We start from the raw sequence: 23438 nt of genomic DNA, 5'->3' as shown, positions 1-23438 counted from the left end.
GGCGGTGCGTCAGGTTTCGGCCATCGGCCGCTCACCGCGCAACACGATGCCGAGGCGATCCGGGAACACGGCGAACACGTGATCCAGCTGGCCGGGCGACATCATCCGCTCCAGTGCGGAGGTGATGCAGCCGGCGGTGAACGCGACATCGCCTGCCGAGATCCCGGCGCGCTCCGCGAACTCGTCGACGAACTCCGCGACGCCGTGGCTTCCCGGTACCCGGCTCGGTACCCATCCCTCGTACCAGATGCCGCGCAGGAAGTCGGGTAGTTGGGCGGTGAGATGCGCGGAGTTGGGCACGCTGATCCGGTCTCGGACGGTGTGCATCCAGGCGCGCAGCGCACGCAGTGCGAACGTGAGATCTTCGGTACCCAGCGCGTCGGCGACGGCCCGCAGCCAAGTGTGTGCGTTGTGCATGCCGGCGGCAAGGGGATCATTGTGATGCGTCATTGGTGCACCTGCCTTCCAGGTGGCCGGTCCGATACGCGGTCGGTACCGCAATTCTACGGCGTGACCCGCGGGAACAGCAGGTTCGATTCCTGCCCCGCGGCGGTCCGGCGCCCGCCGCTACCGTCGACGCATGGAGATTCCCGACCTCGTCGATCTCATCTGGCTCTTCGAGGACGAGCCGACCCGACAGTTCGAGGATCTCGACTGGCCCGTCGGACTGCATTCGTTCCGGCTCACCCGAGGCGCTCGGTCTGCCTTGTTCTCGATCGACCCAACGGCCGGCGAGGCATATATCAGCCTCTACGCAGACGGGCAGGAACATACTCACCTGGGCTGTCTTCGCCCGTTGGATCGGCTGAGCGTAGACCGAAGCCGGTCCGACTACGAAGGTCTGCGCCTCTGGTTCCCGAGCGGCACGAACGAGCCTCTCGTGCTGCAAACCAAACCCTGGATCCGTCTGGCGTGGGACGTGAAATCCGTCGGCACCTGGTAGCCCGGATCGGCCACCTCATCGGGCTACCGGATCGCCGCCGCGATCATGAGCAGAGACGACGCGAAAATGTAATGGATACGAGGCGGCGCACGATCATTCGTGCATGACGATCGCACGGAAATTGGCCACCACAGCAGCTACCGGACTCGTCGGTGCGGCGATGGCCGTGACAGCGCCGGGGGTCGCCGAGGCCGCCGATCCGTGCCAGCTCGGGGTATCGAACGTCGGACCCCGAACCTGCGCCACGACCGAGGTCCGGACGGCCCCGGCATGGACGGTGGGCAACGGTGTCTGCGTCGGCATGCTGAGCGCCGCCGGAGTCGCCTACGACGGACCCCTGGGCCAGTACCACGCTTTTCCGGGGACTGCCCATTCCATAGAGCTGCGGATCACGCAGGGCTTCTCCCCGCTGGGCGATTTCGCACCGACAGTCCTGGCCTGTGACGTCACGGCGATCGTCGACTGGCGGAACTTCGACACCGGCCGGAGCGGCTCGGTGAGCCGGTTCATCCCCGCGGGCAACACGAGTTCCCGGCCGTTCTACCTGCACGTGGACTCGGGCCCGGGCCGGGTCGCGCTCACCGTGCGCACCGACCGCCCGAGTGTTCCGCCAACGGCCGAAGTGTTCGTCCCCTGACCGCACCGCGGCGAGCGTGACCTCGCGTTGTCGGAAGGCTGACCCTCGTCATCGAATCCCATTCGAACGCAGGCGATCAGGCCGAACGAAGGCAGAAGGGATGCCCGGCGGGGCTGGCATAGACTCGGGAGCCCGGTTGGGCAGAGGCGACGATATCGTTCGCCGGTCGCAGTCGCCGGCCGCCGGCCGCCGGCGTCGAGCACCCGCTCGTCTGCGGTTGCCGGGTCGTCCGTGGCGAGATCGAAATGCATCTGCTGGGAGACTCCTTCGGGCCACTGGGGCGGCTGATGGCCGGGGGCGTGCTGGATCCGTCCCCGGTCTTCGACGACACCCGCAACGAGATGGCCGACGCCCTCGACGAGCTGCTCACCGCAGGCGTTACCGCCGGCCTCCTGCGCGAGGGCGTCAGCGGGCGCGTCGTCCTGCGGGCTCTCGGCGGCATCTGCGGATTGCGCAATACCGGTTGGAAGGACGATGCGGTACACATCGCCACGATCCTGTACGACGGGTTGCATTACGTTGCACCGCAACACGTTTCGAAATGCCGCGGATAGTTTGTTGTCGTGCTGCTCTGGATCAACGGCTCCTGAACAGCCGATGGACATTGCGTCCTCACAGGTCGCTGTGGTGCTGCCGCTCAGCGAGTAGTTTCAGGTTGAGCAACTGCCGCCGGGCCATGGCCAGGTCGCCTACGGACAACCCGAGCGCCACCCAGCGGTTGGTTTGCATGACCAGTTTGAGCAGCAGGCGCGTCGTGCTGTGTCCCTCTGCCACGAGGACATAGGACATGACGGCGCTCAGGATGGTGCCGGTCATCGCGTTCCCCGGGTCGACCGAAACGATCCGGCCCAGCCGGCGTCCGCAGGCGGTCGTGAACCTTTCGCCGACATGCGGTTCGGGAAGAGCTACCAGCTCGCCGGGTGAGCGCCGACCCAGATTATCGATCCAGTCGTACGAATAGGGCGCAAGCCTGACCTGGGTGACCCATGGCCATACCGCGTCGGAAGGTGCCTGGACGGTCACGCCCCGCCATACCTCCAGCGCGGGTGCGGTGACGAAGTCGTCGCAGGGGTATGAGCGCATGATCTCGCTGTCGTTCACACCCCAGCGGTCACCGATCATGCATCGATCTTCGCCCGTAACGGTCCGGCGTTCAAGCTCTGCTCGCCGGCCGGATCGCCCCGGCCACCCCACAGGCGGCGCACATGTCATCGAATAATGCCCGGGCTAGAATTCGGACGCCTGTATGCGTTGCTCCGTGGGCGCTGTATTCGCGCTGAATTCGATAAGCCGCTTGTCTGGCATATCGGCGTCCGGAACATCCGTATTACCCAGTCATGAGCTCCCTTAAACAATTCCATGTGATCTGTATCGAATGTCTCCGGATTGTCGGCTCGCGGGACGCTGCAGCCTGCGGATGGGGGAATTACGCGATCATTCCTGGTTGGTCCGCCAGGTCGTCGTGAAAGTGCCGGTCCCCTGGGCAGCGAATATCACGTATCGAGACTCCGGTTTGACAAGATCGTTCGGGAGCCCGCACGATCGTTCTGTGTCAAATGAACATTTTGTGTGGAAGCCATTCGTTTCCAAAGTTGTTGCGGTTGCGGCCTTCGCGGCGGCTGGTCTCGGTGTCGCTAGCGGCACCGCGTCGGCAGAAAGAGGCGTAGACGATTGCATCGCCTACTCGTATGAGGGGGGCATCATGCATACCACGGTCTATTTCCACAATCGATGTAATTCGACGCAGGGCGTCACGGTGTATCCGGCGGAGAACGGATGCGGTAATTGGACAACCAGGCTCGCCCCCGACGAGAAAAGTAGTCACGAGTTCGGCCGGTGCGGAGTGTCGGCCGTGAGCAATATAGACGGCTGACCGGGCGAAATCCGTTACCTCGGCCGCTCGGGCCGCCCTGCTTGCCGTCACGCTTCGGTGGCGATCATCTCGGCCACCGGATCGTCGCCACGATCACCGGCGGTGATGGTCCGATCCCGAGCCGGCGTGCTCACTGTGTCACTCGTACGGAGGTCCGGCGGACGAAGCTGCGGCGTGGTAACACGGTCTCGACGTCGGCGACGTCATCGACCGCGTTGAGTCCGAGCGTGCCGAGGTGGTCGGGTGCCAGACGTTCTACACCAGCCGTCCTTCACCAACTGATCCCACGTACCGCCATCGTTCTGACGCAAGCCGGCGGCTGCTGCCGCAACCTGACGTCGCGTCCGCCGCCGACACTTATTCCAGACGTGCGCTGTTCTCTGCGGTCGCGCCGGCATCGACCCGCATAGGCGGAAGGGGATGCCACGCCACCGGCACCTCGCGCATGAGCAAGGCGCAGTCGAGCACCGCACTGCCCGGCGGGAACCGGTCCCGGTCGTCGAAGACCGTGGACCGAACCGAGCGGACCTCGACCGGCTCGACATGCCACGAATCCGTTCGGAGTTCGAGCCCATCGAGGCGTCGACCGCCACGCGTGGCCGAGAATCCGGCCGAGCCGCGCCGAAAGAAGTCCGATGCCTGCGCCAGATCGGCGAACAGTTCGCTTCCCTGGAACCGCTCGGCGGTCCGGACGTCCACGCTCACGCGGGTCGTCTCGTCATGACTGGCGTAGGCCACGTGCAGGTCCGCCGCCGACTCTCGCACGTCGAACCGTGCCGCACTGTGCTCACCGGGAAACAGTCGGCCACCGGCCAGGACATTGAGCACCGAGCCGCTGTCGCGGCGCGCGATGTACACGCCGGTCGAGCGTCCCCGCGGACCATCCCACTCGACCGCGATGCGATGCGCGGCGTTCTCGGTGCGCAGCCCGACCCAGCCGGGTAGCCGGCTGGGCCGGAACTGTCCGAGGCGGATCAGGCAGATGCCGGCAACCGCGAAACCGCCGACGAGTTGCGGTCGCATCGGCGGCGGCACCGATCTCGCGGCGATCTCGGGGTCGACTCGGTAGTTCACGAGAAGGCGTCGCTCGACGACGCTGGACATCCGTGGAGGTCTCATCCGGCATCCTTTTGCTTCGTGGTTCGCTGTCTGCGCTGCCTGACGACGACCTGTTCCGGGCAGATCGTGCTCAGGAACCTGCCGACGCATAACGCCAGTCGTTCCTCGACGAGCGAGTAGTAGATCCGATTGGCGGCCCGTCGCTCTCGGACGAGCCCGGCTGCCTTGAGTACGCCCAGATGCCGGGAGATCGAAGGACCGCTGATCGGAAACCTTGCGGCGATATCACCCGCGGTCAACTCGCCGGGGCGGAGGTCCTCCAGGATCTGCCGGCGTGTCGAGTCGGCCAGCGCGCGGAACACACCGGCTTCCGCTTCGGGGTCGACCTCGGTCATGGTTGCAATTTAGCACTGTAGCTAAATAGCGAACAACCAGGGGGGAGTCCGGTCGCCGGATGACAAGGGACGCGCCGGAACCCACCGAGCGCGGCTGGGTCGACGAGGTCGACGGACTGCGAACTGTGCACCGGCAGGTCCGGAGCTGCTGTCAGGTGAACTTCACGCTCAGGTATTGCGCGATTCCTACGCGCTCGAAGGTCCGTCGTCGCTTCGGCGAGAGCATCGGCAATGCTTTTGCCGCGTCGATCACTTCGGGCTCGGCGACGTCCCAGGTTTCGCCCTCGGCCGACACTGTCGCCTGCCCGGCGGCGAGCACGTTCTGCAGCCAGTCCACTCGGGTCCCGTAGCCCAGCGGAATGATGAACCCGTCCGGCACGCGATCTGCCCCGACTGGTGTCGAGTACTGTTTGCCCGATTTTCTGCCGGTATGCCGGATGGCGGCCGCGTACGAGTTCTTCTTCCCGGCGAATGCGCGCATGACCGGGTTGAGCAAATACTTGTTCGAGATACGAATCGCGCGCTGCATCGGACGAGGCCAGGTTCCTGGTGCAAGCGCCATATCGCGGATGCTACTCGCCCCGGACCGCACCGCCGACCGGCGAGATAGCACGCTGCCGAGTCCGGCTTCGAAACCTCTCGACGCCCTGCTGAGCCCGGCACGGACAAAGGTGGTCGGGTGCCGGCAGGCGTCAGACGAGATCCTCGAATGAGTCCTCACCCGGGCGCCAGCACATCCAATGCCTGTCGGTGAAGCCGTTCAGCATCGCGATTTCTGGTCCTACGAGCTCAGCGAGTGCCGGATTCACTACGACGCTCCCGTTGTCGAGCTCGATCCTCAGGCCGATCCCGCCGGCTTCCTCCGTGTGCATCACGGTTCCGGAGATCAGCGAACGCAGTGCCTGCGCGTACCCCGGGAGACCGTCCGTGAACGATCGGCCCGAGATCACCACGACAGGCATGACGTCGCAGTTGAGGACAGGCATATCCTGGCTCGGGCCGTCGAAGTGCAACTGGACGTAATCCATGACGAACTGCACGGAGTAGAGGCGGAACCCGACCAACCGGCCGAGCAATTCGTTGGGTTCGTACCCGGGACTCCCACCGGCCATGCCGTCATAATGCCGAACTCGGCTTCGGGGCGCAGATGTCGGCAGAAGAGCGCGCTGAGGTGACCGCTGCGGTTCAAGGCGGCGAGCTCCGGTGCGAATGATCCCCCACTGTCGGAAGCGCTGTGGGACGGCGCGGATCATCGCCAGTTTCCGTGTACGGCCGGTAGGCAGCCCGGCGCCATCGTCTGTCCGACCTCATCGGTGACTGGCGGCTGGTCCACGTCCTCCTCGCCACAGCTGCCCTCCTGCTACAGGACAACGACCGCCCGGTGAGCCGACGTGAACCCGCTCCGGTGCTGCCGCTCCGATCTTCCGCCGACTATCGGCGCCACGACGTGTCCCGATAAAGAGTGTCAGCGCCGGAACGGCATTCACTTCCACGCACCGATACAGCGAAAGATCATGTCCCTGGACGACCACAGCACCCTGGTCCCGGTGCACCAGTCGTTCAAGGACAACGCCGTGCCCTGGCTGGCACCGCTGGGGTAACTCGGCAAACCGATGCCCCGGTGCCTCGCGGGGCAGAACTTCGTTCCGCGAGGCACCGTCGGTTCAGCAGGCTCTGGGTGGTGGAGGGACGCGACAGTCCCCGCACTCCCGTGCCCCGGAAGGTCGGAGGGCAGAGCCCCTGCTGCGGCGGTCCTTCCATTCCGGGACGCTCGAGGACCGGATCAGGGAGACCAACATGAGCGCCGACTGGGTATGACAGAGAGGATCAGCTCATGACCCGCGGCGCCGGAAAATCAGCTTCCTCGGACGGGAGGCCTCGACAATGATTGAGTCCGTGTCTCTGAACGAGTTGTGGTCGAAGGTGCGCAAAATCCTGGACGAGGCCCGCTCGCACCTCACGAACCCCAACGGTGACGGCCTGTCCTTGTTCGAGGACTTCCTCGCGCACAACGAGCTTGGTCTCGCACTGGATGCGCTCGCTGATGTCGCCGCAGAGCAGCGGTCGCCTTCGACCGTTTGGCGTGCACTCGCGGCCGCAGCACAAGCGATGGACTTGACCGAGGATCATCCCGTGCACGGTGGGACGGTGCGAGTCATCCGAACGCACGTAAGCGCGGCACCGGACTGGAGGGGACTCCAGCGGCTTTTGAACGAGTGGGACCCGATCGGCGTCGAGCCCGAGCTCGGAGGGCCCGATGACGAATATGACTGCCTGCTTGCCCCCATGCTGCGGCTGCTCTCCGGGGGTGCCGGCAAGCAGGAGATCGGATCGTTTCTGCGCGCGGAACTCAGCGGCTACTTCGGCCTCGATCCGAGTCGCTCCCAGCCGGAAAAGTTCGCTACGCGGGTGCTTGATTGGTGGTCGGTCGAACGAGACCGGTAGGGCTGTCATCGGAAGGAAGCGGAGCAAGTCGGCATGCGCCCCGGCATCTCGCCGCTACCAGTAACCGAATACAAACTCACCGGAAGAAAATGGGATTACCCGCAGTAACTGGCCCCTGTTGATTCGCACAGCGGTCTGTCAGTTCGTTTGTCCGGGAATGATTGCGATCAGTTTGAACAGAAGCACTTGACAGGGAACTGTGCTCGTGCGAGCACTGTCAGAAGCTGTCAGGCGCTCCGGTGATGTCGTGGGTGTCCTTCTCGGAGGAAGGATTCGCGTGGACCGGGCCGGGTGGGGAACCGACCTGGTTCGAGACCTTCCCACAGATCTGCCGCGGGTTCTGCCCGGAATGCGGTTCCTCGGTCGCGTCCAAGGGTGATGAATCCGGGTTTGTGGGGGTCACGATCACGGCGTTGGACGATCATGCCGATCTGGTGCCGGTCGACCAGAGCTTTGCTCACAACGCAGTCCCGTGGATGGCCCCGCTGAGGTGAGGCGTTGCGCTCATGGGGCCAACCTATCCCTGCGAGCCGGGCGGCGCTCGATCGTGTTCTGAAGGGCGTGTGACGCTCGAGGAGAATCGGCTCTCGTGAGCATGGGCGTCTCCGGTTTCGAGCCGACCTTCCTGATCGGGATCGACGCGATCCGGGAGGAGCACGGATCACGCTCGGCGGCGCTCGTCGGGCGGTATCTGACCGCGCACTCAGCTCGCCGACAGCGCGTCGCGCAGAACCGCGTCGAAACCGGTCGGCGCGCGGCCGATCAACTGCGCCAACGTCGGGTCGACCGCAGCGAATTCACCGGCCCGGCTGGCGGCGAAGATATCGACCATCATGTCCACCTGCGCGGCCGGGACATCATGGCTGAGCATCTGGTGCCGGAATTCCTCGTCGGATACGTTGATGCGCTTGATGGTTCGGCCGGTCAGCCTGGTCGCGAGGGCGGCGATTTCCTCGAAGTCGATGGCCTGCGCTGCGGTCAATGGCGGTGTGGGACCATCGAATCGTCCTTCCTCGGCGAGGATCGCCGCGGCCGCGTCGGCGAGGTCGACGTGTGCGGTCCAGCTCACTGCCCCGTCCGCGGGCAATACGAGCTGCCCGGTCTCGATGGCCTGCACGAAGAACCGCATCGCACTGGCGGCGTAGAACCCGTTGCGGAGCGAGGTGAACGGAACACCGCAGGTCTGCAGCACCTCCTCGTCGATGGCGTGGTCGCGACAGGGCTCGAACTGCGAGTCCCGGTCGGCGCCCATGTGGCTGGTGTAGAGGATGCGGTGTGCGCCTGCGGCGACGGCTCCTTCGATAGCGGTCCGGTGCTGTCGGACGGCCTCCACGCCGAGTTTGTCGACCGAGACGAGGAGCACCTGGTCGGCGCCCTCGAAAGCGTGGGACAGGCTGTCGGGGTCGGTGAAGCTGCCCTGTCGTACCCGCACTCCGCGGTCGGCCAGGTCCTGCGCCTTTCGCGGGTCGCGGACGCTCACGCCCACCTGCTCGGCGGGCACTCGCGCCAGCAGACTCTCGACAATCCGACGGCCCAGCTGCCCGGTGGCTCCGGTCACTATGATCATGTCGCTACTCCTTGATTCCAATGGAAACATTATTCTGTTAACAATGATACTTCCGATGGAAACAGTCAAGCGTTATCGTTGATCCATGACCGCGCCCACGTCACCCGGCGACGACACCACCGCCGAACCCGACGGCACCGTGTCGACTCGCGAACAGCAGCGGCAACGCGTCATCGAAGCCGCCGCCGACCTGCTGGAACGCGCCGGTCGTGATGCGGTGACAACTCGCGCAGTCGCCGACATGGCAGGGTTACAGCCACCAGCGATCTACCGGCTGTTCGGTGACAAGGACGGACTGCTGGAAGCGGTGGCGGAGTACGGTTTCGCTAAATTCGTCGCCGGCAAACACGCAGTCCTCGACCCCGTGGACCCCATCGAAGATCTCCGGGCCGGATGGGACCTCGCGGTCGAGTTCGGTCTGTCCAACCCCGCGCTCTACACCCTCATGTACAGCGAACCCGCGGGCACCGAGTCGGCCGCATTCCGGGCCGGACTGGAAATCCTGCGCGGAAGGATCCGTCGCCTCGCCGCGGGTGGCTGGTTGCGTGTCGATGAACAACTTGCTGCCGGGATCATTCACGCCACCGGCCGGGGTGCGGTTCTGACCTGGCTGTCCTTCCCGGAAGCCAACCGTGACCCGGCCCTGCTCACCGCACTCCGCGAGGCCATGGTCACCGCGATTACCAACGAACGACCGGCCATACAAGACACCGGCCCGGCCGCCGCCGCCCGAGCACTCCGCGCCAATCTTCCCGGGGAAACAACGCTCACCTCCGCCGAGCAACGCCTGCTCCGAGAGTGGCTCGACCGTCTCGCAGGTGACCACTGAACCCTGAATGCGCCGACAAGCCGACCCTGGAAGGCCGCGGCAATCAACGGTCGACGCGCACTGTCTGCTGCATTCGTGGAGCCAGGGTACCTGGTGAACTGGCTGGTCACCGCCCTGTACGGGCTCCGGCGGGAGGCGCGCGCCAGGATGGTGCGCGCATTCGCCGAGGGCAAGTCGCTGGAGGGGATCCCAGGGGAGGTCGCCGCGCTCCTCACCCGGCACGCGCCGATCGCCGCCGCGATGACCGCGTTCATGCGCGCGTTCCAGCAGGAGAGCCGGAGCATCCCGTATCCGGACGTGGAGGTCCGCCGTCTGCTGGGCGGCGAGGGCGCTGTACTAGATCGGCCTGTGTGACGGACCCGGAAAGCGGTTGGGTGGTGGCGGAATCGGTCCGGAGGCGGAGTGATCGGACACTGGTTCGGCTGCGGTGCATTCAACAATCTCGAACACGAGGACCGTGGCGATGATGGCCGACTTCGCGGTGATGTCCCGGTCTCAGCGGAACGGCCACCACCAGCGTCGGCGGCGGGGGTGACGGACAGTGATTCCGGCGTGCTCGACGCGGCCGGTGACCCGGAGCCGGGGCATCCCGGCTACCGGTGGGACCGCCTTGTTCTTGATGCGGCCCCACTCGGTGACCATATCGTCGAGGTCGATGATCCAGCCCTGAGGCACGACGAATTCGACGCCGCCGTGTTTCGAATTCACCTCGACCAGAATCTCCCGGGACCGCAGGACGGCAGTGCCGAAATCGAGTACCACTCTGCCGTGTTCGGAGTGCACGACGATCTGCGGTGGCACCAGCCAGGTGCCCTGCCGTGCGAGGTTGCTGCCCTTCGAGCGCAGCACCAGGCGGTCTGCCGTACCGCCGTGCGCGACAGGCGACAGATCGGCGGTGACCACCTCCAGCTCCGGTCTGGTTCTGCTGGAGTACACGGCGGCGAGTCGCTCATCCAATTCGGTGAGGTCCAGCCGTCCGTCGGCGTGCGCCTGCTGGATGAGCGCGGCGGCGTTATCGCGTTCGATGTCGGTGGCGCGCACCGCCGGAAGGCTCTCGGGTGGTGGCTCGGCCGTCATATTCGTCACGATAGCGGGGTCGGGACGTGCTCGGGCGCTCGCGCCGCGCTACGGAACTGTCCCGGAGCCTGCGAGCGTGCCCGGCGAAATGCTCGACCGAACGCGTAGACCGAGGTGTATCCGACCGTGCGGGCGATGGCATCGAGGGGGCTGACCACCGGGTCGGTCGAGCTCGGCCATCAGCAGCGCGTATTCGGCGCCGGAGATCAGACCCACGATCAAGCGAGTGCAACTCAGGGGTTGCGCACCAAGGCGCTCTGTGCAACTCTAGAGTTGCATATGAAACGGAAGCCAGGGAGAACGCCATGAATGTTGACCGGATCGAGCGGGAGATCGTGATCGCGGCCGCGCCGGAACGGGTCTGGCCACTGGTGGCCGAGCCGGGGTTCTGGGCGACCGATGACGAGAGTGTGCGTGGCACGGTGGCCACCGAAGGCGAGTCCCTTGTGTCGCACCACTCCGAGCACGGTGATTTCCCGATGCGGGTGGAGAAGGTCGACCCGCCGAAGTATCTGGCGTGCCGGTGGATGAGCGCGTTCCCCGGCGAGGAACTGCGTGAGGACAATTCCACTCTCGTGGAATTCACCCTCACGCCGGAAGGCGACGGTACCCGGCTGCGTGTGGTGGAAACCGGATTCGCCGCCCTGCCGACGTCGGAGGAGAACCGCCGCAACGTGATCCGTGATCACACCGGTGGCTGGGAGCAGTGCCTCGCCGCTCTCGCCGCCCGCGCCGAATGATTGACAATGACGAACCAACGTCGCACCGACGCCGACACTGTCGACGACGTTCTGGCCGCCCTGGCCGATCCGACCCGCCGCACACTGCTGGACCTGCTGTCGGCGCGCGGCCAGGCCACCGCGACGACACTGGCTGACGGGCTCCCGATCTCGCGGCAGGCGGTGGTCAAGCACCTGGCGGTATTGGAGGCAGCCGGGCTGGTCGGCAATGTGAAGGTCGGCCGCGAGGTCCGGTATTCGGTGCGCCCTGAGGCCCTGGATACCACGGCTCGCTGGATGGCCGCGCTCGCCGTCGATTGGGATCGCCGCCTGGCCAAGATCAAGCGCTTCGCGGAGGCCGCGGAGCGACTGGCCGCCTCGGACCCGCAGTAACTATTTCCGGCCTGCCCAGACCAAGACCGGGTAGTGGAGCCGAAACGTCACCACCAGCACTTCGAGGGTCGGCGACGAGTTCTCCTACACCGGCCGTGCCATCACCTCCAGCCGAATCCAGCTCACCGACGTCGTTCCCGTACGACGGGTCACCTGGCGAGTAGCCGACGCCTACCTGGACTTCATCCACGACCACGACGAGTGGAACGACACCACGATCACCTTCGAGCTCACACCCACCACCGGCGGAACAAACCTGCGGTTCACCCACCACGGGCTCACCCCGGCCAGCACCTGCTACCAGGACTGCTCCCGCGGCTGGGACTTCTACATCAACACCAGCCTGCGCGACCTGATCACCACCGGCACCGGCCAACCCCATCTCATCGACAGCTGAGACCCGATCTCCCACCGATGCGGAGATCCTGACCCATCGAGATCTCTTCCGCGCATTACCCGAGACTCCGACCGCAGAAGGAAACGACATGCTCGACACCACCCCACTCCGAGCCGCCTACCGCGCGCTGCTCGACGCGGCCGCCACCGTCACCGGCTCCGGTGACCGAGCGGCTGTCCCACCCGGCGAATGGACCGCCGATCAGATCCTGGCGCACGTCGCACTCGTCAACGCTGCCACGATCACCGCTGTCTCCTCGGCCGCGTCGGGAGCAATCACCTCCTATGACAACCGCACAGCACTCGACACCTGGACCATCGACCGCGTCATCGCCCTCGCCGGGGGCAACACCGGACTCCGCAACCGTATCCGCATCCAAGCGGAAGCCCTCTGCGAACTCGGCGGAGCGATGCTCAGCACCACCGAGCTCGACACACCGATACCGACCCTCCTCCTGTCGAACGGCATTGTCCTGGTAGACCAACCCATGCCGCTCAGGGATCTCATCACCGGCCTCGCCGAGGTGGAGATACCCGGCCACACCCAACAACTCCTCGCCCACTTACCCGACACCATCGACGTGTGATCTCCGGTCCCCAAAATAGGTGCGGCGCCGATGATCCGCAGTCGGCGGAGACTCGTTCCCACGTCAGATTCGGGGCCGTGTCAGATAGGCTCGGTGTGGAGGTCGCGGGCCGGAATCTCGAGGCCGCCCAGCAGGGTGGCGAACCGGTTCAGGCTGACGTGGAGATCGGTGAGCGGGTAGCCGTCCGCGCCGACGAAGGCATGAAGAGACCGCGCGACGGCCGGGTCGCTGCCGGTTAGCCAGGTGTCGATGAAAGTCAGCATCTCGACGAGTTCGATCGCGTCGTCGACGGTGAGACCGGAAAGAAAGCACTGGCCTGGTTTTGCGGGAGCAGCGCGCGGAGTTCATCCGTGACGGCAAGGAGACCACGCCGATGGGTAGGCCGGGCACCGTAGACGAGGTCGAGCCGGCCGCGCTCTAGCTGGCCGACGCGACCTTCACCACAGGCACCGAATTGATCGTCGACGGTGGGTTCGCCCAAGGGCTCGGCTGACTCACTTGCAGTTGTTGCCACGCGCAGTGGTGACTGTCGGATCCGGAATCCGCGCGAGGTTGTAGATCTGCTGTCAGCGAAAGGCGAGGGCCGGACCGGTACTCAGCTGGCATGCTGAGTGCCATGGAGAATGACTTGCGGGAGGCTGAGCGGCGACTCCAGGCCGCGCAGCTGGCCGGGGATGTCCAGGCGCTGGACGAGTTGCTCGATGACCGGCTGATCTTCACTCTCGGCTCGGACACGTTCACCAAGGTCGATGATCTCGAGCTGCACCGCACTGGCGCTCAGATCGTGGACAAGCTCGAGGAAGAACAACTGACGGTACTGGTGGAAGGGACGACCGGGGTCACTTGGTTCCTCGGCGTCGTCGAGGGCAGCGTGCATGGATCACCATTCGCAGCCAGGATGCGCTACACCCGCGCCTGGGCGCACGACGACTCGCGTGGCTGGCGGGTCGTTGCCGCTCATGCCTCGGCGGTCGAGTAGTTCGAAGAGTTCGCCCACATTGACCGACCGACCGACCGACTGCCGGGCAAGACGATAGTCAACCTCTCGTCGGATACGCCAGAAGAGACGCGTGCCGCAGCGCGATGGGTCGGTGCACGAGGAGGCCGATTCCTGGCCGGCGGAGTGATGGCCGACGCAGCGGGCCTCGGAGGTACGGAGTCCTTTATTTTCTACAGCGGCGAACACGAGGTGTTCGACGCATGTGCCGAGGTACTCCGTCCACTCGGCCGACCCGAGTATCTGGGCGTGGACGTCGGACTCGCGCAGCTGTACTACCAGGCCGTCCTCGCAATCTACCTGTCCGGGCTGCTCGCGTTCGAGCGGGCGCTTGCCATGATCGATCGCTCGGGTGAACCGATCATGCGATTCCTGCCCTACGCGCAACAGTCGATGGGTGATATGAGGGCCTTGTACGCCGCGGTGGCCACTATGGCGACCGACACCGGCGGGTGGCGTGATATCGGGCATCTGCGCATGATGACGGCCGGCGCCGAGCACGTGGCCGAGACCGCCGCGGCCGTCGGAGTGGATACGGGTCTGGCGCGCGCGGTACAGAACCACTGGCTTCGTGCGTTGACCGAAAGCGAGCGAACCGGTGTGCCGCGATCGACCTTCCAGCTACTTCGAGGGGGCTCATAAAACGATGGCGGCCTCAAAAAGCTGTCGCCAAGGGTGGGGGGGTCGCCCGGCGGAAATGCGGCGGCCGCTGGTCGTATCAGGTATCGGTGGATGAGATCAGGGTTGTCACCGCGTCCAGCACGAGGATGCGGCGTTGGGGTTCGGGTACCAACCGTGCGACGTCTTCCGTGGGTTGGTGCCACATGTTCGCGATTGTCAGCACCAAGGCCGGGATGTGTCCGGCGGGCAGTGCCGTGGTCACCGTCCCGCGTCGTTGAGCCTGTTCGATCGCCTCGACCTTCGCTCGCATCGACTCGGCCACCGATGCGCGCTGGGCGGACTCGCCACGCAGCAGGTGGTACCACATCAGGAACCGCATCACCTGGGGATGGGCCAGTCCGGCGTCGTACGCTCTACGCCGCCACCAGCCCCGATGCCACCAGCGGAGAATTCATCGGTCCGGCCGGCCGCGATCAGACCTCCGGCACGCCCGAGCCCGCGAAACTCCCGAAAGGTGCCGGCAACGCCGAACTGGGCGCGCGATTGTGGGCCGACAGCGAACGACTCACCGAAGTCACCTTCAAGCCCTGACCTTGCCGGGAAGCTATCCGGGGAGCATGTTGGCGGGGCGACAAACGATGCGGGTCGCCGTACCACAGGAACATCACCGAGAAGGTCGCAGTGCTGATGCGTGCGGAGCGCCGGTGGTTCATCGACCAGCGGGTGCGCCACTTCTCCAGGGATTCGGCGATATCTCGTGTGGCGTAGCGATGAGTTCTGCCCTCCGGTGCAGTCTGATTCGTATGGGCAGACTCACCTATGGCTTCAACGTGTCGGTGGACGGGTACATCGCCGACGCACAAGGCAACATCGACTGGTCCGATCCGAGCGAAGAACTGCACAGGTACTGGAACGACTTCGAGCGGGAGACCGCCCTGGCGTTCTACGGGCGGCGGCTCTACGAACTGATGTCCGCGTACTGGCCGACCGCCGATAAGGCTCCGGACGCCACCCCGCTGATCGTCGACTTCGCCCACATCTGGCGCGATATGCCCAAGGTCGTGTTCTCACGCACCCTGGAGTCGGTCGACTGGAACTCCCGCCTGGACCGCGGCGACCCGGTCGAGGTGGTGCGGAAGCTGAAAGCCGAAACCGACGGCAGGCTGGAGGTGGCCGGCGCGACGCTGGCTGCACCGATCGTGCAGGCCGGGCTGGTGGATGAGTACCGGCTCGTAATCGCGCCCACCGCGGTGGGCGGCGGCACCCCGTTCTTCCCGGTACTGCCGTCATGGATATCGCTGCGCCTGCTGGAGAACCGTACCTTTCCGTGCGGCACGGTCCTGCTGCGCTACGAGGCGAAACACGACTGACACGGGTAGGGATCGTCGTTGCGGGCGTCGCATCCGTGGGATACCTCGCGGGACGCGGGCCCGAAGGCGTGCTGGGCGCATGTCGAATGCTCGGCAACGCAGTTTCGTGGGGTGTACTGGCGAGGTGATGGGTTCTCGCTACCCCACAGCGGCCGATGAGTGTGTGTGGCTCCCGGCCGGTCGAAGCTCGTGACACCGTAGGAAAGGACACCGCCATGGCGGAGCTTCTCGTCGACTTCATCACCTCTCTCGACGGCTACGCATCGGGCGAGGGATGGCCCGGGTTCTGGGGCCTCGAGGGCCCGGAGTACCTCGCGTGGCTCGGCGAGCAGCCCGAGGTCACCTACCTGATGGGAGCCAACACCTACCGCCTGATGTCGGGCTTCGCCGCCGGCGAGGTCCCGGATGGCCAAGACGAGTTCAGGCCCGAAGAAGAGGCGACCGTCGATGAGCTCACGCAAGCGTCCAAGGTGGTGTTCTCCTCCGCACTGGAGGAGCCACTGACGTGGGCCAACTCCACGCTGGTCCGCGACGACGCCGTCGAGGCGGTCCGCGCCATGAAGTCGAGTGGCTCGGGGCTCCTGAGCACGATCGGCAGCCTCAGCCTGAGCCGGTCCCTGCTACGAGCCGGACTCGTCGACCGCTTCCGGGTCGTGATGTTCCCGGTGATCACCGGGGCCACGGGCGCAGAACGCATCTACGACGGCTATCCGGACGTCGCCCTCGACATGGTCGAGCACCGCACCTTCGACGGCCGCACCCAGCTGGTCGAGTACAAGCCCCGCGTGCTCGAGCACCCGCCGCTCGGCGGCCCTGCGTAACGTCGCCCCGTCCACCGGTCCGGACCGTCGCCAGGCATCGATACTCATCTGCTGGGCTGTCACAACCCAGTCGGTTCACCCGAACAGGGCCTGGCGTTGCCAGAACCGCTGCTCGACGCTTTTGAGGTAAGCGGACGGATCTGCCACGGAAAGATTTCTTTCGAGATTTCCGTCGGTGACGTAGTAGATCGCGGTGGTGCGCTGCCTTCCGATCGCGGGTGAGTACACGACCCAGGGCCACCAGATCGCCACTCGTTCCCAACTTCGCTGTCTCGACGGTGTATTGATCGTGTCACATCCGGATTGCTGCTTCGATAGCCCGGCTTCGTGCGGGTCGCTTGGGAAAAGGTGGTCGTTCGCGCACGGTACGTCCTCATCGGGTGTGATGGCAGCACCCGGTGCCGGGGAAAGTTGGGGTCGGCAAACTCGTAATGTGCTGTCCGACCGCGCTGATGGGCCCGCGCCGGGGGCCGGATCAAGCGATATCGACCGAGGCGGGTCGTCCCAGGGGCAGCAGTGATAGGGAACCGCTACTTTTTTCGCTAGGTGTGCGGGGACCAGGTGCGTCGATCGGACCGACTCGGGTGGGAAGCCTTGCACTGGTTGAGGAATCGAGTGACCGCGTACTCGACCGTGGAGGAACGTGTAGTGGGCTGGAGTGCTGATCGGTAGATTGCCGCAAGCAGATTGCCCGCTCGGACACCGAACCGAACGAAGAATATGATGCCTCTCACATGAGAGACGTGGAACCGGCGGGAGACTTAGCGGAGTCCAATCTCCCGACGCACAAATGGTGCGCTTATACATGAAAGCGAGTGAATCACAGTGCAATTCCGACCACGTGTACGCATAGCCTCGATCGCGCTCTTGGCGACTCCGCTGCTTGTAGGCCTGACACCCGTCATTGCCAGTGCCGAACAACCCGCACTCGCATTCAACATATTGGCTCGCAATAAGCCTCAGCCCGAAACCCTTTCGGCCGCTGATCCTGCAGATTGATTGGAGCAAGTTGTGGACGAAATACCCAAGTGGAAGCAGTTGCGTTTCAGGGCCGAAGGGGCAGAGGCAGGGAGACTCTCGGACCTCCTCCGAGAAACGGCGCACGCCATGGATGCGCTGGGCGAGCTCACGGTCCTGGACATGACGTTTCACTCGGTGCTCACTGCGGATGGTGAACTCAAGCCGATTATCGACGTGTACTACGCCCTGGACGACGATGTCGAGGTCTCCGGCGCGATTCCCGCCGGTTCGAACGTCGTATACCACGCTTCGCAAGCTTCTCCCACGGGCACGGGCAGCGCGGGGGCGGCTGATCTTTTGAAGAAGTTCGCCGATGAGACCATTGGCTGTCTCGGTGATGTATCGGTCGAATCTGTGGTATTCAAACCTCTGGTCGGGGATGGCGACGGCGAGGTGGGGCAGTCGATGACGGTCTACTACACCACCGGGTAGTAGACCGTGCGTTACCGCGCTACGTTCGTGGTGAGGCGTGTGGGCGTGTGAGGTTGGCGGTTGTTCCGCAACGGCACCCTGGCAGTGCTCGTGCATCAGGTACGTGTGATCGCGGAAGGGCGATGAGTAGCTTCTCCAAATGGGATCGCGAAGGCTATCACCGCCGTGTGGGCGAAGAGGAGGCTGTGCGTCGTCGTCCTCGACCGAGGTGCCCGACACGCATACATCCGGCAACGCACCCATCAGGTCGGGATCGAAGAAGTTCTCGACCTCATTCCAGAGCAGATCCGGCACCCTGCCGTGCTGCCAGGCCGGCTCGGCCGAGCGCAGCCCGATTTCGTGGCTGCACACAAGGTGTACGCTGCTGAAGTCCGACCCCAGTGACGTCAATTTTCACCGTCACGACAACGTCGCACGGCCCCTATACGACGTCGGAATTCGCCGAGGAACGATCTCGGAATTCGCCGGCACAACCAAGTGGTCCTTGTTCCCAGATGACGAGTCCCGGGCGCGCGGCAGTCATGAGGGCATTCTGACAGACTCGACCCGACCCTACGAGGTGCCGGCGGCCGATTCGAGAGTCGGACGGCAACTCCTTCGAGCCGACGACATGGGGGAGGACGGAAACCGGGGTCTACCTGCGCAGTAGGGGCAGGCGGGGTGGCCGGATCATCGGCGAGAACGGTTTCTGGCTTGCTCCGACCGAGATACCGAAAGCGAGCATTACACCCGCCGATACGACATTATGTTCGTAGATCTGACTACTCAGGTCGCACACTTGTTTTCGACTGATCAGGAATCTGCGCGCATATGTCAAAGATATCGACCCGCACTGTGCTCGGCAGCGCCATTGCCGGGCTGCTCATTGTCGGATCAGGGGGCGCCGCGGCGGCCGAGCCCGCCCCGGCGCCGGTCGCGCCGGTGCAAGCACCCGATGTTCCGGGATCCGGGGCGGTGGCGCCCATCGCGGCGTGCATGGCGCCCGGCGACTCCATCGAACTCCGGACCGGCCTGGGCGCTGCGCTCGGGACCGCGGTCGGCGCGATCACGGGTCTGCCCATCTTCATTGTCGGGGCCGTCCCGTTCGGGATTATCGGCGGCGTGGTCGGCGCCATGATCGGCTCGACCACCTACGCGCAGGACGCTTGGCGGGCTCCGCAGGGCTGCTGATCGGACGGGGCCGCGGGGTCAGCCCTCCATCGGGTAGGTGGCGTCGAGCCATTCGTTGAACGAAGGTCCGCCGATTCGGGCGTGTCGGCCGGCCACCAACCCGCGGTCTTCCGGACCGGGCGCAGTCCGTTCGCGACGGCCGTGTCGCCCCGCCTCGCCTCGGCCGGTAGACCCCGGTCGAATAGGGAAGCGACCAAGACCCCAGCAACCGAAGAGGCTGCTCAGCTCAGGTGATAGCTTGAGTATCGATACTGTCGGCGTCGGCGCTCAGATGCTCCGGGCGGCCACAATCGCCGATATAGGCACAACGGCACTATCGAGAATCAGGAGCGTCATGCGGATAGCCGAACTCAGTAGGGCAACCGGGGTTCCTGCCGCAACGATCAAGTACTACGTGCGTGAGGGGTTGATGCCCTCCGGCGTCCGTACGCACCGCAACCAGGTGGACTACAGCGAAGAGCACATGAACCGCCTGCGCCTGATCCGTGCCCTGCTCGACATCGGCGGCCTGTCGGTGGACGCGGCAAGAGACGTGCTCACTGTGCTCGATACGGGGGCATCGACCGCGCGGGAATCGATCGGGGGAGTGTTGTATGCCCTCGGTGGGCGTCGTTCGCCGGTGGGCCGGCACGAGGAGGAGATCGCTACTGCCGACGTCGAGGCGCTGCTGGCCGGGCGCGGCTGGGAAATCCATGAGGACAGTCCGGCGCGGCGGACCTTGATCGATGTGTGCGCCGCGTTGCGGCTGCTCGGGCACGCCGATGTGGTGGCCGAGATGGACGACTACGCCACCGCGTCCCAATCGATCGCGGCCATCGATCTCGGCTTGGTTCGCGCCGAGGCGACCATCGAGCGAATGGCCGAAACCGCTATCGTCGGAACCCTTCTCGGTGACACTCTGCTGTCTGCTTTGCGCCGACTTGCCCAGGAACACCTGTCTCGGCAACTCCTACCGGATGAGGCGCCGGTCCGGCGTCGGCCGGCGGAGTAGCCGCCACCGGCCACCTTCGAGACCGACTTCAGCGGAAGGGTTCGGCCGGTGGCGCTCACCGACGCGTTTCCGGCGCCGAGGCATGCGTTTCGGCCGAGACCGCTGTTATCGCGGCCCACTTGCTCGACGGTAATCGGCGGCCGGTCACAGTCATCCGGTCGACGCTCCCACCGATCCCGACCTACCGCATACGCCCATTTCGTGCAAAGACTCGGACTTCTCGGGCAATTACTGCCACTGTTGGCAAGTCGGTAGCCGCTCCCGCTACTATCGATAGTTGAAGTATCGATAGTGGCACAGTCAATCGTTCGGGTGAGTAACCCGTATCGCGGACGCTCATCTCCGCCTCGCTGTATTGCCTGTGCTGCACGATGATCGGAGGAACCGTGCCCACCCTGAGATGGCATCGCCCACTGATGCTGCTCGCCGTCGCCATGGCGAGCCTCACTGTTTTCGCCATCGGTGCAACGATCGCCGACAGCCGAACCCTGACGGGACTACCGATCTGGGCCAAGGTTGTGAAGTTCGCGTTGTCCGTGCTCATCTACTCCGTGACATGGGCATGGCTGATCGATCAGTTCACCCGCTGGCGCCGGATCGCCTGGTGGGCCGGCACTATGGCCGCTATCGGCCTCGGTTTGGAACTGGCGATCATTGTGACCCAGGTCGTCCGGGGGACGACCAGCCACTTCAACACCACCACGCCGTTGAACTCCGCGCTCTGGAACGCCATGGCGATATCGATCATTGTGGTGTGGGCAGCCACTGTGGTGGCATCCGTGGCGCTGCTGTTCAACCCGACACCCGATCGGGCCCGCAACGCCGCGATCAGGTTCGGAGCCGGCCTATCCCTCGTCGGCGCGGCACTGGGCTTTCTGATGGTGCGGCCGACAAGCGCTCAGCTCGACAGCGGAAGTGGTATCCGCGGTGCGCATACCGTCGGTCTCACCGACGGCGGCCCGGGTCTGCCGTTCCTCGGTTGGAGCACTGCGGGCGGCGACCTGCGAATTCCGCATTTCATCGGGATGCACGCGGCGCAACTGCTTCCACTGCTGGTGATCGTCCTCGAATTATCGGCGCGCCGGATATCGGCCACCCGGTCGGCGGACGTGCGGAGTGCTCTGGTCAAGACCGCTGCCGCTGTCTACGCGGCAGTGATCGCGCTACTGACCTGGCAAGCGCTGCGCGGACAATCAGTGATCCACCCGGATGCGCTCACACTGGCGGCGGGCGGGATCATCCTCGCTGCCGCGACGGCAGCCGCTATCGCAGTCCTCGTCCGCCGTCCATCGGATGGTCGCACAACCACACCGTCCGCACGCAGGTCTCTGGAGGTCACCCGGTGACGCAGCGTCTGTTCGATATCACGTTCCTTGGCGCCGCCCCGTTCTGGGCGCTGATGATTCTCGCGCCGCGATGGCACCGGACTCGCGCTATCGTCGCGTCTCCGCTGATCTGCCTGCCGCCTTTGCTGATCTACGCGGTGCTGGTCGTCCCGGGCCTGGTGGAGTTCTCCGCCGTTCTGGCGAATCCGGACCTGCCTGCGTTGCAACAACTCCTGGGCAGTCCCGTGGGTACGGCCGCGTCCTGGGCCCACTTCGTCGCATTCGATCTCTTTCTCGGCCGCTGGATTTTCTTCGACAGCCGCGACCGGCGCATCCATCCGATACTGATCAGTGTTTTACTGGTGTCCACGATCATGTTCGCGCCACTCGGCGTGCTCGCCTACCTGCTGATCCGAATCATCCGAAAACCCTCGCGGGAATCGAAGGTGTCGCCGCTCCCGGAGACGAGGTGGGAGTTCTGAAAGCGTGTGCCGAGCGCGCCGAGACTGCCCGCTGTCCTGGCCCGATCACGCGCCACCACCGACCCCGCCGGCCAGGAGGAGACCACACCCGCTGCCCTGCCCTCACCGCCTGACCACCCAGCCGGATCAGCGGTAACGAGGTGGCCGATACTAACAACGACTGTGCCGCGGCGATCTGGTGGCCGAGCTGCCGTAGATCGACGGGGATGCCCGGAGCGGGCGGGGCCAGCAGCGCACGTTCCAGCGCGTATAGCGGGTCGGATGTCTGTGCCGCTGTCGACGGTGGGGGGGGTGACGCCGAGAGCGGTGACGGTGCCGGCCAGCAGCGTGCGACGACGCATGGGTTCGGTCTCCTCGTCCGGCGCTGGGGTGACGCCGACGATAGCGGCGGGTCCGGCGAAGCGCACTGTGTGCGGCGGGGGGTCTCCCAGCGGCGGGCGTTCCCGATTTCGAAGAATCCCCGAAAGAAGGGGAGCCATCTCACCGTCTGCTGCGTCGAACCCTTGTGAGGCAACAGAACTCAAGGCCCTCACAGGAAAGGTACGACAGATGACCGGGATTGCATTCGAGAATCGAGATGTTTCGGGATTCTTGTGCCGAAGAGGGATCGGGTTCGGGATGGCTGTGCTCGCTTCGGCGGTTCTGGGCGTCGGCGGCGCGGCAACCGCGGCGGCTGCACCGGTCGATTCCTCGACACCCACTTCGGGACCGACGATCACCGGGGCGGTACCGGATCCGATGGGCGCTGCCCTCGATCAGCTACGCGTGGGATTCGAAATTCTGCGGCGCAACGCTCAGAGTCCCGGGACTCCGCCGTACCGGCCGTGCGGGATGTCGGATGAACGCAAGCCCATCGGGACCTACGATGTCCAGGGCGGAAGGCGTGCGTTCATGGTGTGCGGCAACCGAGAGTACGGATTCGAACACATCAAGGGTCGCCATATGAACGACTGGTCGAACAAGGCGTTGATCACCGGCGACCAGTGGATGGACCTGATGGACTACTCGATCGAGGCCGCACTGCGGCATCCGGAAGCCACATCGAGCCGGGACGGCAAAACCTGCTATGCCCGCCAGATCTGGATGTACGACAAGCGCAACGGCCAAACGACCGACAACTACTTCTGGAACAACGTCATAGTCAAGGACTCGAACGGCGACATCATCACCGCATACCCGACCTCCACCGCACACCGTTGTGCCGGATGATGCTGCCCGACCGGCGATCATCGCGCGTGCGTGTGCCACGATGTCACTCGCCGTCGCCGGGGGTGGTCGGGAGCCGGCTA

General features: G+C 65.1%; 31 protein-coding genes and 1 pseudogene. 21 read left to right on the top strand and 11 right to left on the bottom strand.

Features of this window, described 5'->3' with window-relative positions:
• Nucleotides 1-9 precede the first annotated feature (9 nt).
• The gene (locus tag OG804_RS16270; RefSeq protein WP_328387439.1) at nucleotides 10-450 is read right to left on the bottom strand and encodes a DUF2267 domain-containing protein; all 441 of its coding nucleotides are present in this window, start codon (nucleotides 448-450) and stop codon (nucleotides 10-12) included.
• A gap of 130 nt (nucleotides 451-580) precedes the next feature.
• On the opposite strand from OG804_RS16270, the gene OG804_RS16265 reads away from it, so the two are divergent.
• The 3 genes from OG804_RS16265 (at nucleotide 581) to OG804_RS16255 (ending at nucleotide 2134) form a co-directional block, all read left to right on the top strand.
• Nucleotides 581-943: a hypothetical protein gene (locus OG804_RS16265; RefSeq protein ID WP_328387437.1), complete on the top strand. Its 363-nt coding sequence runs from the start codon at nucleotides 581-583 to the stop codon at nucleotides 941-943.
• A gap of 103 nt (nucleotides 944-1046) precedes the next feature.
• On the top strand, nucleotides 1047-1580 hold the full coding sequence (locus OG804_RS16260) for a hypothetical protein (protein ID WP_328387435.1): 534 nt from the start codon (nucleotides 1047-1049) through the stop codon (nucleotides 1578-1580).
• 245 nt (nucleotides 1581-1825) lie between these two features.
• Nucleotides 1826-2134, top strand: a complete 309-nt coding sequence (locus OG804_RS16255) for an SbtR family transcriptional regulator (RefSeq protein ID WP_328387433.1) — start codon at nucleotides 1826-1828, stop codon at nucleotides 2132-2134.
• A gap of 58 nt (nucleotides 2135-2192) precedes the next feature.
• Here the strand turns inward: OG804_RS16255 and OG804_RS16250 are convergent, their stop codons facing one another.
• From OG804_RS16250 to OG804_RS16230, 5 genes are all read right to left on the bottom strand, one after another.
• On the bottom strand, nucleotides 2193-2702 hold the full coding sequence (locus OG804_RS16250; RefSeq protein ID WP_328387432.1) for a polyketide cyclase: 510 nt from the start codon (nucleotides 2700-2702) through the stop codon (nucleotides 2193-2195).
• Between the two features lie 1108 nt (nucleotides 2703-3810).
• On the bottom strand, nucleotides 3811-4572 hold the full coding sequence (locus tag OG804_RS16245) for a DUF2071 domain-containing protein (protein ID WP_328387430.1): 762 nt from the start codon (nucleotides 4570-4572) through the stop codon (nucleotides 3811-3813).
• On the bottom strand, nucleotides 4569-4907 hold the full coding sequence (locus OG804_RS16240) for a metalloregulator ArsR/SmtB family transcription factor (protein WP_328387428.1): 339 nt from the start codon (nucleotides 4905-4907) through the stop codon (nucleotides 4569-4571). The genes OG804_RS16245 and OG804_RS16240 overlap by 4 nt, the downstream gene beginning before the upstream one ends.
• Before the next feature lie 151 nt (nucleotides 4908-5058).
• Entirely contained in the window at nucleotides 5059-5469 is a 411-nt protein-coding gene (locus tag OG804_RS16235) for a nitroreductase family deazaflavin-dependent oxidoreductase (protein ID WP_328387426.1), read from the bottom strand.
• Between the two features lie 130 nt (nucleotides 5470-5599).
• Nucleotides 5600-6019, bottom strand: a complete 420-nt coding sequence (locus OG804_RS16230) for a hypothetical protein (protein WP_328387424.1) — start codon at nucleotides 6017-6019, stop codon at nucleotides 5600-5602.
• A 784-nt stretch (nucleotides 6020-6803) separates the two neighbouring features.
• Between OG804_RS16230 and OG804_RS16225 the strand changes: the two genes are divergently transcribed.
• The gene (locus OG804_RS16225; RefSeq protein ID WP_328387422.1) at nucleotides 6804-7352 is read left to right on the top strand and encodes a hypothetical protein; all 549 of its coding nucleotides are present in this window, start codon (nucleotides 6804-6806) and stop codon (nucleotides 7350-7352) included.
• 197 nt (nucleotides 7353-7549) lie between these two features.
• Nucleotides 7550-7846: a GFA family protein gene (locus tag OG804_RS32355; RefSeq protein ID WP_442941883.1), complete on the top strand. Its 297-nt coding sequence runs from the start codon at nucleotides 7550-7552 to the stop codon at nucleotides 7844-7846.
• 209 nt (nucleotides 7847-8055) lie between these two features.
• Here the strand turns inward: OG804_RS32355 and OG804_RS16220 are convergent, their stop codons facing one another.
• The gene (locus OG804_RS16220; RefSeq protein WP_328387420.1) at nucleotides 8056-8919 is read right to left on the bottom strand and encodes an SDR family oxidoreductase; all 864 of its coding nucleotides are present in this window, start codon (nucleotides 8917-8919) and stop codon (nucleotides 8056-8058) included.
• Between the two features lie 85 nt (nucleotides 8920-9004).
• Between OG804_RS16220 and OG804_RS16215 the strand changes: the two genes are divergently transcribed.
• Nucleotides 9005-9748, top strand: coding sequence for a TetR/AcrR family transcriptional regulator (locus OG804_RS16215; protein WP_328387418.1), 744 nt, complete (start codon nucleotides 9005-9007; stop codon nucleotides 9746-9748).
• 75 nt (nucleotides 9749-9823) lie between these two features.
• A complete protein-coding gene (locus tag OG804_RS16210; protein ID WP_328387417.1) occupies nucleotides 9824-10102 on the top strand; it encodes a hypothetical protein in 279 nt (92 codons plus the stop codon).
• Nucleotides 10103-10243: 141 nt separating this feature from the next.
• On the opposite strand, the gene OG804_RS16205 is transcribed toward OG804_RS16210, so the two are convergent.
• Nucleotides 10244-10825 (bottom strand): DUF1707 SHOCT-like domain-containing protein, encoded by a 582-nt coding sequence (locus OG804_RS16205; RefSeq protein WP_328387416.1) that lies wholly within the window; start codon nucleotides 10823-10825, stop codon nucleotides 10244-10246.
• A 305-nt stretch (nucleotides 10826-11130) separates the two neighbouring features.
• Here OG804_RS16205 and OG804_RS16200 point away from each other — a divergent pair, with 305 nt between their 5' ends.
• The 4 genes and pseudogenes from OG804_RS16200 (at nucleotide 11131) to OG804_RS16190 (ending at nucleotide 12920) form a co-directional block, all read left to right on the top strand.
• On the top strand, nucleotides 11131-11565 hold the full coding sequence (locus tag OG804_RS16200; protein WP_328387415.1) for an SRPBCC domain-containing protein: 435 nt from the start codon (nucleotides 11131-11133) through the stop codon (nucleotides 11563-11565).
• 6 nt (nucleotides 11566-11571) lie between these two features.
• Nucleotides 11572-11937 (top strand): ArsR/SmtB family transcription factor, encoded by a 366-nt coding sequence (locus OG804_RS16195; RefSeq protein WP_328387414.1) that lies wholly within the window; start codon nucleotides 11572-11574, stop codon nucleotides 11935-11937.
• Between the two features lie 46 nt (nucleotides 11938-11983).
• Nucleotides 11984-12334: pseudogene (locus OG804_RS32350) on the top strand (SRPBCC family protein); the annotation flags it as partial.
• A gap of 88 nt (nucleotides 12335-12422) precedes the next feature.
• Nucleotides 12423-12920, top strand: a complete 498-nt coding sequence (locus OG804_RS16190) for a hypothetical protein (RefSeq protein WP_328387413.1) — start codon at nucleotides 12423-12425, stop codon at nucleotides 12918-12920.
• 80 nt (nucleotides 12921-13000) lie between these two features.
• On the opposite strand, the gene OG804_RS16185 is transcribed toward OG804_RS16190, so the two are convergent.
• Nucleotides 13001-13183: a hypothetical protein gene (locus tag OG804_RS16185; protein ID WP_328387412.1), complete on the bottom strand. Its 183-nt coding sequence runs from the start codon at nucleotides 13181-13183 to the stop codon at nucleotides 13001-13003.
• A 341-nt stretch (nucleotides 13184-13524) separates the two neighbouring features.
• Here OG804_RS16185 and OG804_RS16180 point away from each other — a divergent pair, with 341 nt between their 5' ends.
• Both OG804_RS16180 and OG804_RS16175 read left to right on the top strand, forming a co-directional pair.
• Nucleotides 13525-13899: a nuclear transport factor 2 family protein gene (locus OG804_RS16180; protein WP_328387411.1), complete on the top strand. Its 375-nt coding sequence runs from the start codon at nucleotides 13525-13527 to the stop codon at nucleotides 13897-13899.
• Nucleotides 13900-14046: 147 nt separating this feature from the next.
• Nucleotides 14047-14559, top strand: a complete 513-nt coding sequence (locus tag OG804_RS16175) for an imine reductase family protein (protein ID WP_328387409.1) — start codon at nucleotides 14047-14049, stop codon at nucleotides 14557-14559.
• 76 nt (nucleotides 14560-14635) lie between these two features.
• Here the strand turns inward: OG804_RS16175 and OG804_RS16170 are convergent, their stop codons facing one another.
• Nucleotides 14636-14917 (bottom strand): hypothetical protein, encoded by a 282-nt coding sequence (locus tag OG804_RS16170; protein ID WP_328387407.1) that lies wholly within the window; start codon nucleotides 14915-14917, stop codon nucleotides 14636-14638.
• Between the two features lie 424 nt (nucleotides 14918-15341).
• On the opposite strand from OG804_RS16170, the gene OG804_RS16165 reads away from it, so the two are divergent.
• Both OG804_RS16165 and OG804_RS16160 read left to right on the top strand, forming a co-directional pair.
• Nucleotides 15342-15908, top strand: coding sequence for a dihydrofolate reductase family protein (locus OG804_RS16165; protein ID WP_328387405.1), 567 nt, complete (start codon nucleotides 15342-15344; stop codon nucleotides 15906-15908).
• 215 nt (nucleotides 15909-16123) lie between these two features.
• Complete coding sequence (locus tag OG804_RS16160) at nucleotides 16124-16729, top strand: dihydrofolate reductase family protein (protein ID WP_328387403.1); 606 nt, start codon at nucleotides 16124-16126, stop codon at nucleotides 16727-16729.
• A 75-nt stretch (nucleotides 16730-16804) separates the two neighbouring features.
• Here OG804_RS16160 and OG804_RS16155 read toward each other — a convergent pair whose 3' ends face one another.
• Nucleotides 16805-16981, bottom strand: coding sequence for a hypothetical protein (locus OG804_RS16155; RefSeq protein WP_328387401.1), 177 nt, complete (start codon nucleotides 16979-16981; stop codon nucleotides 16805-16807).
• Between the two features lie 759 nt (nucleotides 16982-17740).
• Here OG804_RS16155 and OG804_RS16150 point away from each other — a divergent pair.
• From OG804_RS16150 to OG804_RS16125, 6 genes are all read left to right on the top strand, one after another.
• Nucleotides 17741-18181 (top strand): hypothetical protein, encoded by a 441-nt coding sequence (locus OG804_RS16150; protein WP_328387400.1) that lies wholly within the window; start codon nucleotides 17741-17743, stop codon nucleotides 18179-18181.
• An 810-nt stretch (nucleotides 18182-18991) separates the two neighbouring features.
• Nucleotides 18992-19351, top strand: coding sequence for a hypothetical protein (locus OG804_RS16145; protein WP_328387399.1), 360 nt, complete (start codon nucleotides 18992-18994; stop codon nucleotides 19349-19351).
• Nucleotides 19352-19685: 334 nt separating this feature from the next.
• Nucleotides 19686-20342 (top strand): MerR family transcriptional regulator, encoded by a 657-nt coding sequence (locus OG804_RS16140; RefSeq protein WP_328387397.1) that lies wholly within the window; start codon nucleotides 19686-19688, stop codon nucleotides 20340-20342.
• A 386-nt stretch (nucleotides 20343-20728) separates the two neighbouring features.
• Nucleotides 20729-21688, top strand: a complete 960-nt coding sequence (locus tag OG804_RS16135) for a hypothetical protein (RefSeq protein WP_328387395.1) — start codon at nucleotides 20729-20731, stop codon at nucleotides 21686-21688.
• Nucleotides 21685-22149, top strand: a complete 465-nt coding sequence (locus OG804_RS16130; protein WP_328387393.1) for an ABA4-like family protein — start codon at nucleotides 21685-21687, stop codon at nucleotides 22147-22149. Before OG804_RS16135 ends, OG804_RS16130 begins: the two co-directional genes overlap by 4 nt.
• Before the next feature lie 618 nt (nucleotides 22150-22767).
• The gene (locus OG804_RS16125) at nucleotides 22768-23358 is read left to right on the top strand and encodes a hypothetical protein (RefSeq protein ID WP_328387392.1); all 591 of its coding nucleotides are present in this window, start codon (nucleotides 22768-22770) and stop codon (nucleotides 23356-23358) included.
• The last annotated feature ends 80 nt before the right edge of the window (nucleotides 23359-23438 follow it).

This window comes from Nocardia sp. NBC_00416, assembly GCF_036032445.1.
In the GTDB taxonomy this organism is placed as follows: Bacteria; Actinomycetota; Actinomycetes; order Mycobacteriales; family Mycobacteriaceae; genus Nocardia.
Note: the sequence above shows the minus strand (reverse complement) of the source record. Positions and strands in the feature narration are given on the sequence as shown.

What these genes read in the sequence shown, in the direction of transcription:
- OG804_RS16270 (WP_328387439.1), bottom strand. Translation starts at nt 450, where the DNA reads ATGACGCATCACAATGATCCCCTTGCCGCCGGCATGCACAACGCACAC.
- OG804_RS16265 (WP_328387437.1), top strand. Translation starts at nt 581, where the DNA reads ATGGAGATTCCCGACCTCGTCGATCTCATCTGGCTCTTCGAGGACGAG.
- OG804_RS16260 (WP_328387435.1), top strand. Translation starts at nt 1,047, where the DNA reads ATGACGATCGCACGGAAATTGGCCACCACAGCAGCTACCGGACTCGTC.
- OG804_RS16255 (WP_328387433.1), top strand. Translation starts at nt 1,826, where the DNA reads ATGCATCTGCTGGGAGACTCCTTCGGGCCACTGGGGCGGCTGATGGCC.
- OG804_RS16250 (WP_328387432.1), bottom strand. Translation starts at nt 2,702, where the DNA reads ATGATCGGTGACCGCTGGGGTGTGAACGACAGCGAGATCATGCGCTCA.
- OG804_RS16245 (WP_328387430.1), bottom strand. Translation starts at nt 4,572, where the DNA reads ATGAGACCTCCACGGATGTCCAGCGTCGTCGAGCGACGCCTTCTCGTG.
- OG804_RS16240 (WP_328387428.1), bottom strand. Translation starts at nt 4,907, where the DNA reads ATGACCGAGGTCGACCCCGAAGCGGAAGCCGGTGTGTTCCGCGCGCTG.
- OG804_RS16235 (WP_328387426.1), bottom strand. Translation starts at nt 5,469, where the DNA reads ATGGCGCTTGCACCAGGAACCTGGCCTCGTCCGATGCAGCGCGCGATT.
- OG804_RS16230 (WP_328387424.1), bottom strand. Translation starts at nt 6,019, where the DNA reads ATGGCCGGTGGGAGTCCCGGGTACGAACCCAACGAATTGCTCGGCCGG.
- OG804_RS16220 (WP_328387420.1), bottom strand. Translation starts at nt 8,919, where the DNA reads ATGATCATAGTGACCGGAGCCACCGGGCAGCTGGGCCGTCGGATTGTC.
- OG804_RS16215 (WP_328387418.1), top strand. Translation starts at nt 9,005, where the DNA reads ATGACCGCGCCCACGTCACCCGGCGACGACACCACCGCCGAACCCGAC.
- OG804_RS16205 (WP_328387416.1), bottom strand. Translation starts at nt 10,825, where the DNA reads ATGACGGCCGAGCCACCACCCGAGAGCCTTCCGGCGGTGCGCGCCACC.
- OG804_RS16200 (WP_328387415.1), top strand. Translation starts at nt 11,131, where the DNA reads ATGAATGTTGACCGGATCGAGCGGGAGATCGTGATCGCGGCCGCGCCG.
- OG804_RS16195 (WP_328387414.1), top strand. Translation starts at nt 11,572, where the DNA reads ATGACGAACCAACGTCGCACCGACGCCGACACTGTCGACGACGTTCTG.
- OG804_RS16190 (WP_328387413.1), top strand. Translation starts at nt 12,423, where the DNA reads ATGCTCGACACCACCCCACTCCGAGCCGCCTACCGCGCGCTGCTCGAC.
- OG804_RS16185 (WP_328387412.1), bottom strand. Translation starts at nt 13,183, where the DNA reads ATGCTGACTTTCATCGACACCTGGCTAACCGGCAGCGACCCGGCCGTC.
- OG804_RS16180 (WP_328387411.1), top strand. Translation starts at nt 13,525, where the DNA reads ATGCTGAGTGCCATGGAGAATGACTTGCGGGAGGCTGAGCGGCGACTC.
- OG804_RS16175 (WP_328387409.1), top strand. Translation starts at nt 14,047, where the DNA reads ATGGCCGACGCAGCGGGCCTCGGAGGTACGGAGTCCTTTATTTTCTAC.
- OG804_RS16170 (WP_328387407.1), bottom strand. Translation starts at nt 14,917, where the DNA reads ATGCGGTTCCTGATGTGGTACCACCTGCTGCGTGGCGAGTCCGCCCAG.
- OG804_RS16165 (WP_328387405.1), top strand. Translation starts at nt 15,342, where the DNA reads ATGGGCAGACTCACCTATGGCTTCAACGTGTCGGTGGACGGGTACATC.
- OG804_RS16160 (WP_328387403.1), top strand. Translation starts at nt 16,124, where the DNA reads ATGGCGGAGCTTCTCGTCGACTTCATCACCTCTCTCGACGGCTACGCA.
- OG804_RS16145 (WP_328387399.1), top strand. Translation starts at nt 18,992, where the DNA reads ATGTCAAAGATATCGACCCGCACTGTGCTCGGCAGCGCCATTGCCGGG.
- OG804_RS16140 (WP_328387397.1), top strand. Translation starts at nt 19,686, where the DNA reads ATGCGGATAGCCGAACTCAGTAGGGCAACCGGGGTTCCTGCCGCAACG.
- OG804_RS16125 (WP_328387392.1), top strand. Translation starts at nt 22,768, where the DNA reads ATGGCTGTGCTCGCTTCGGCGGTTCTGGGCGTCGGCGGCGCGGCAACC.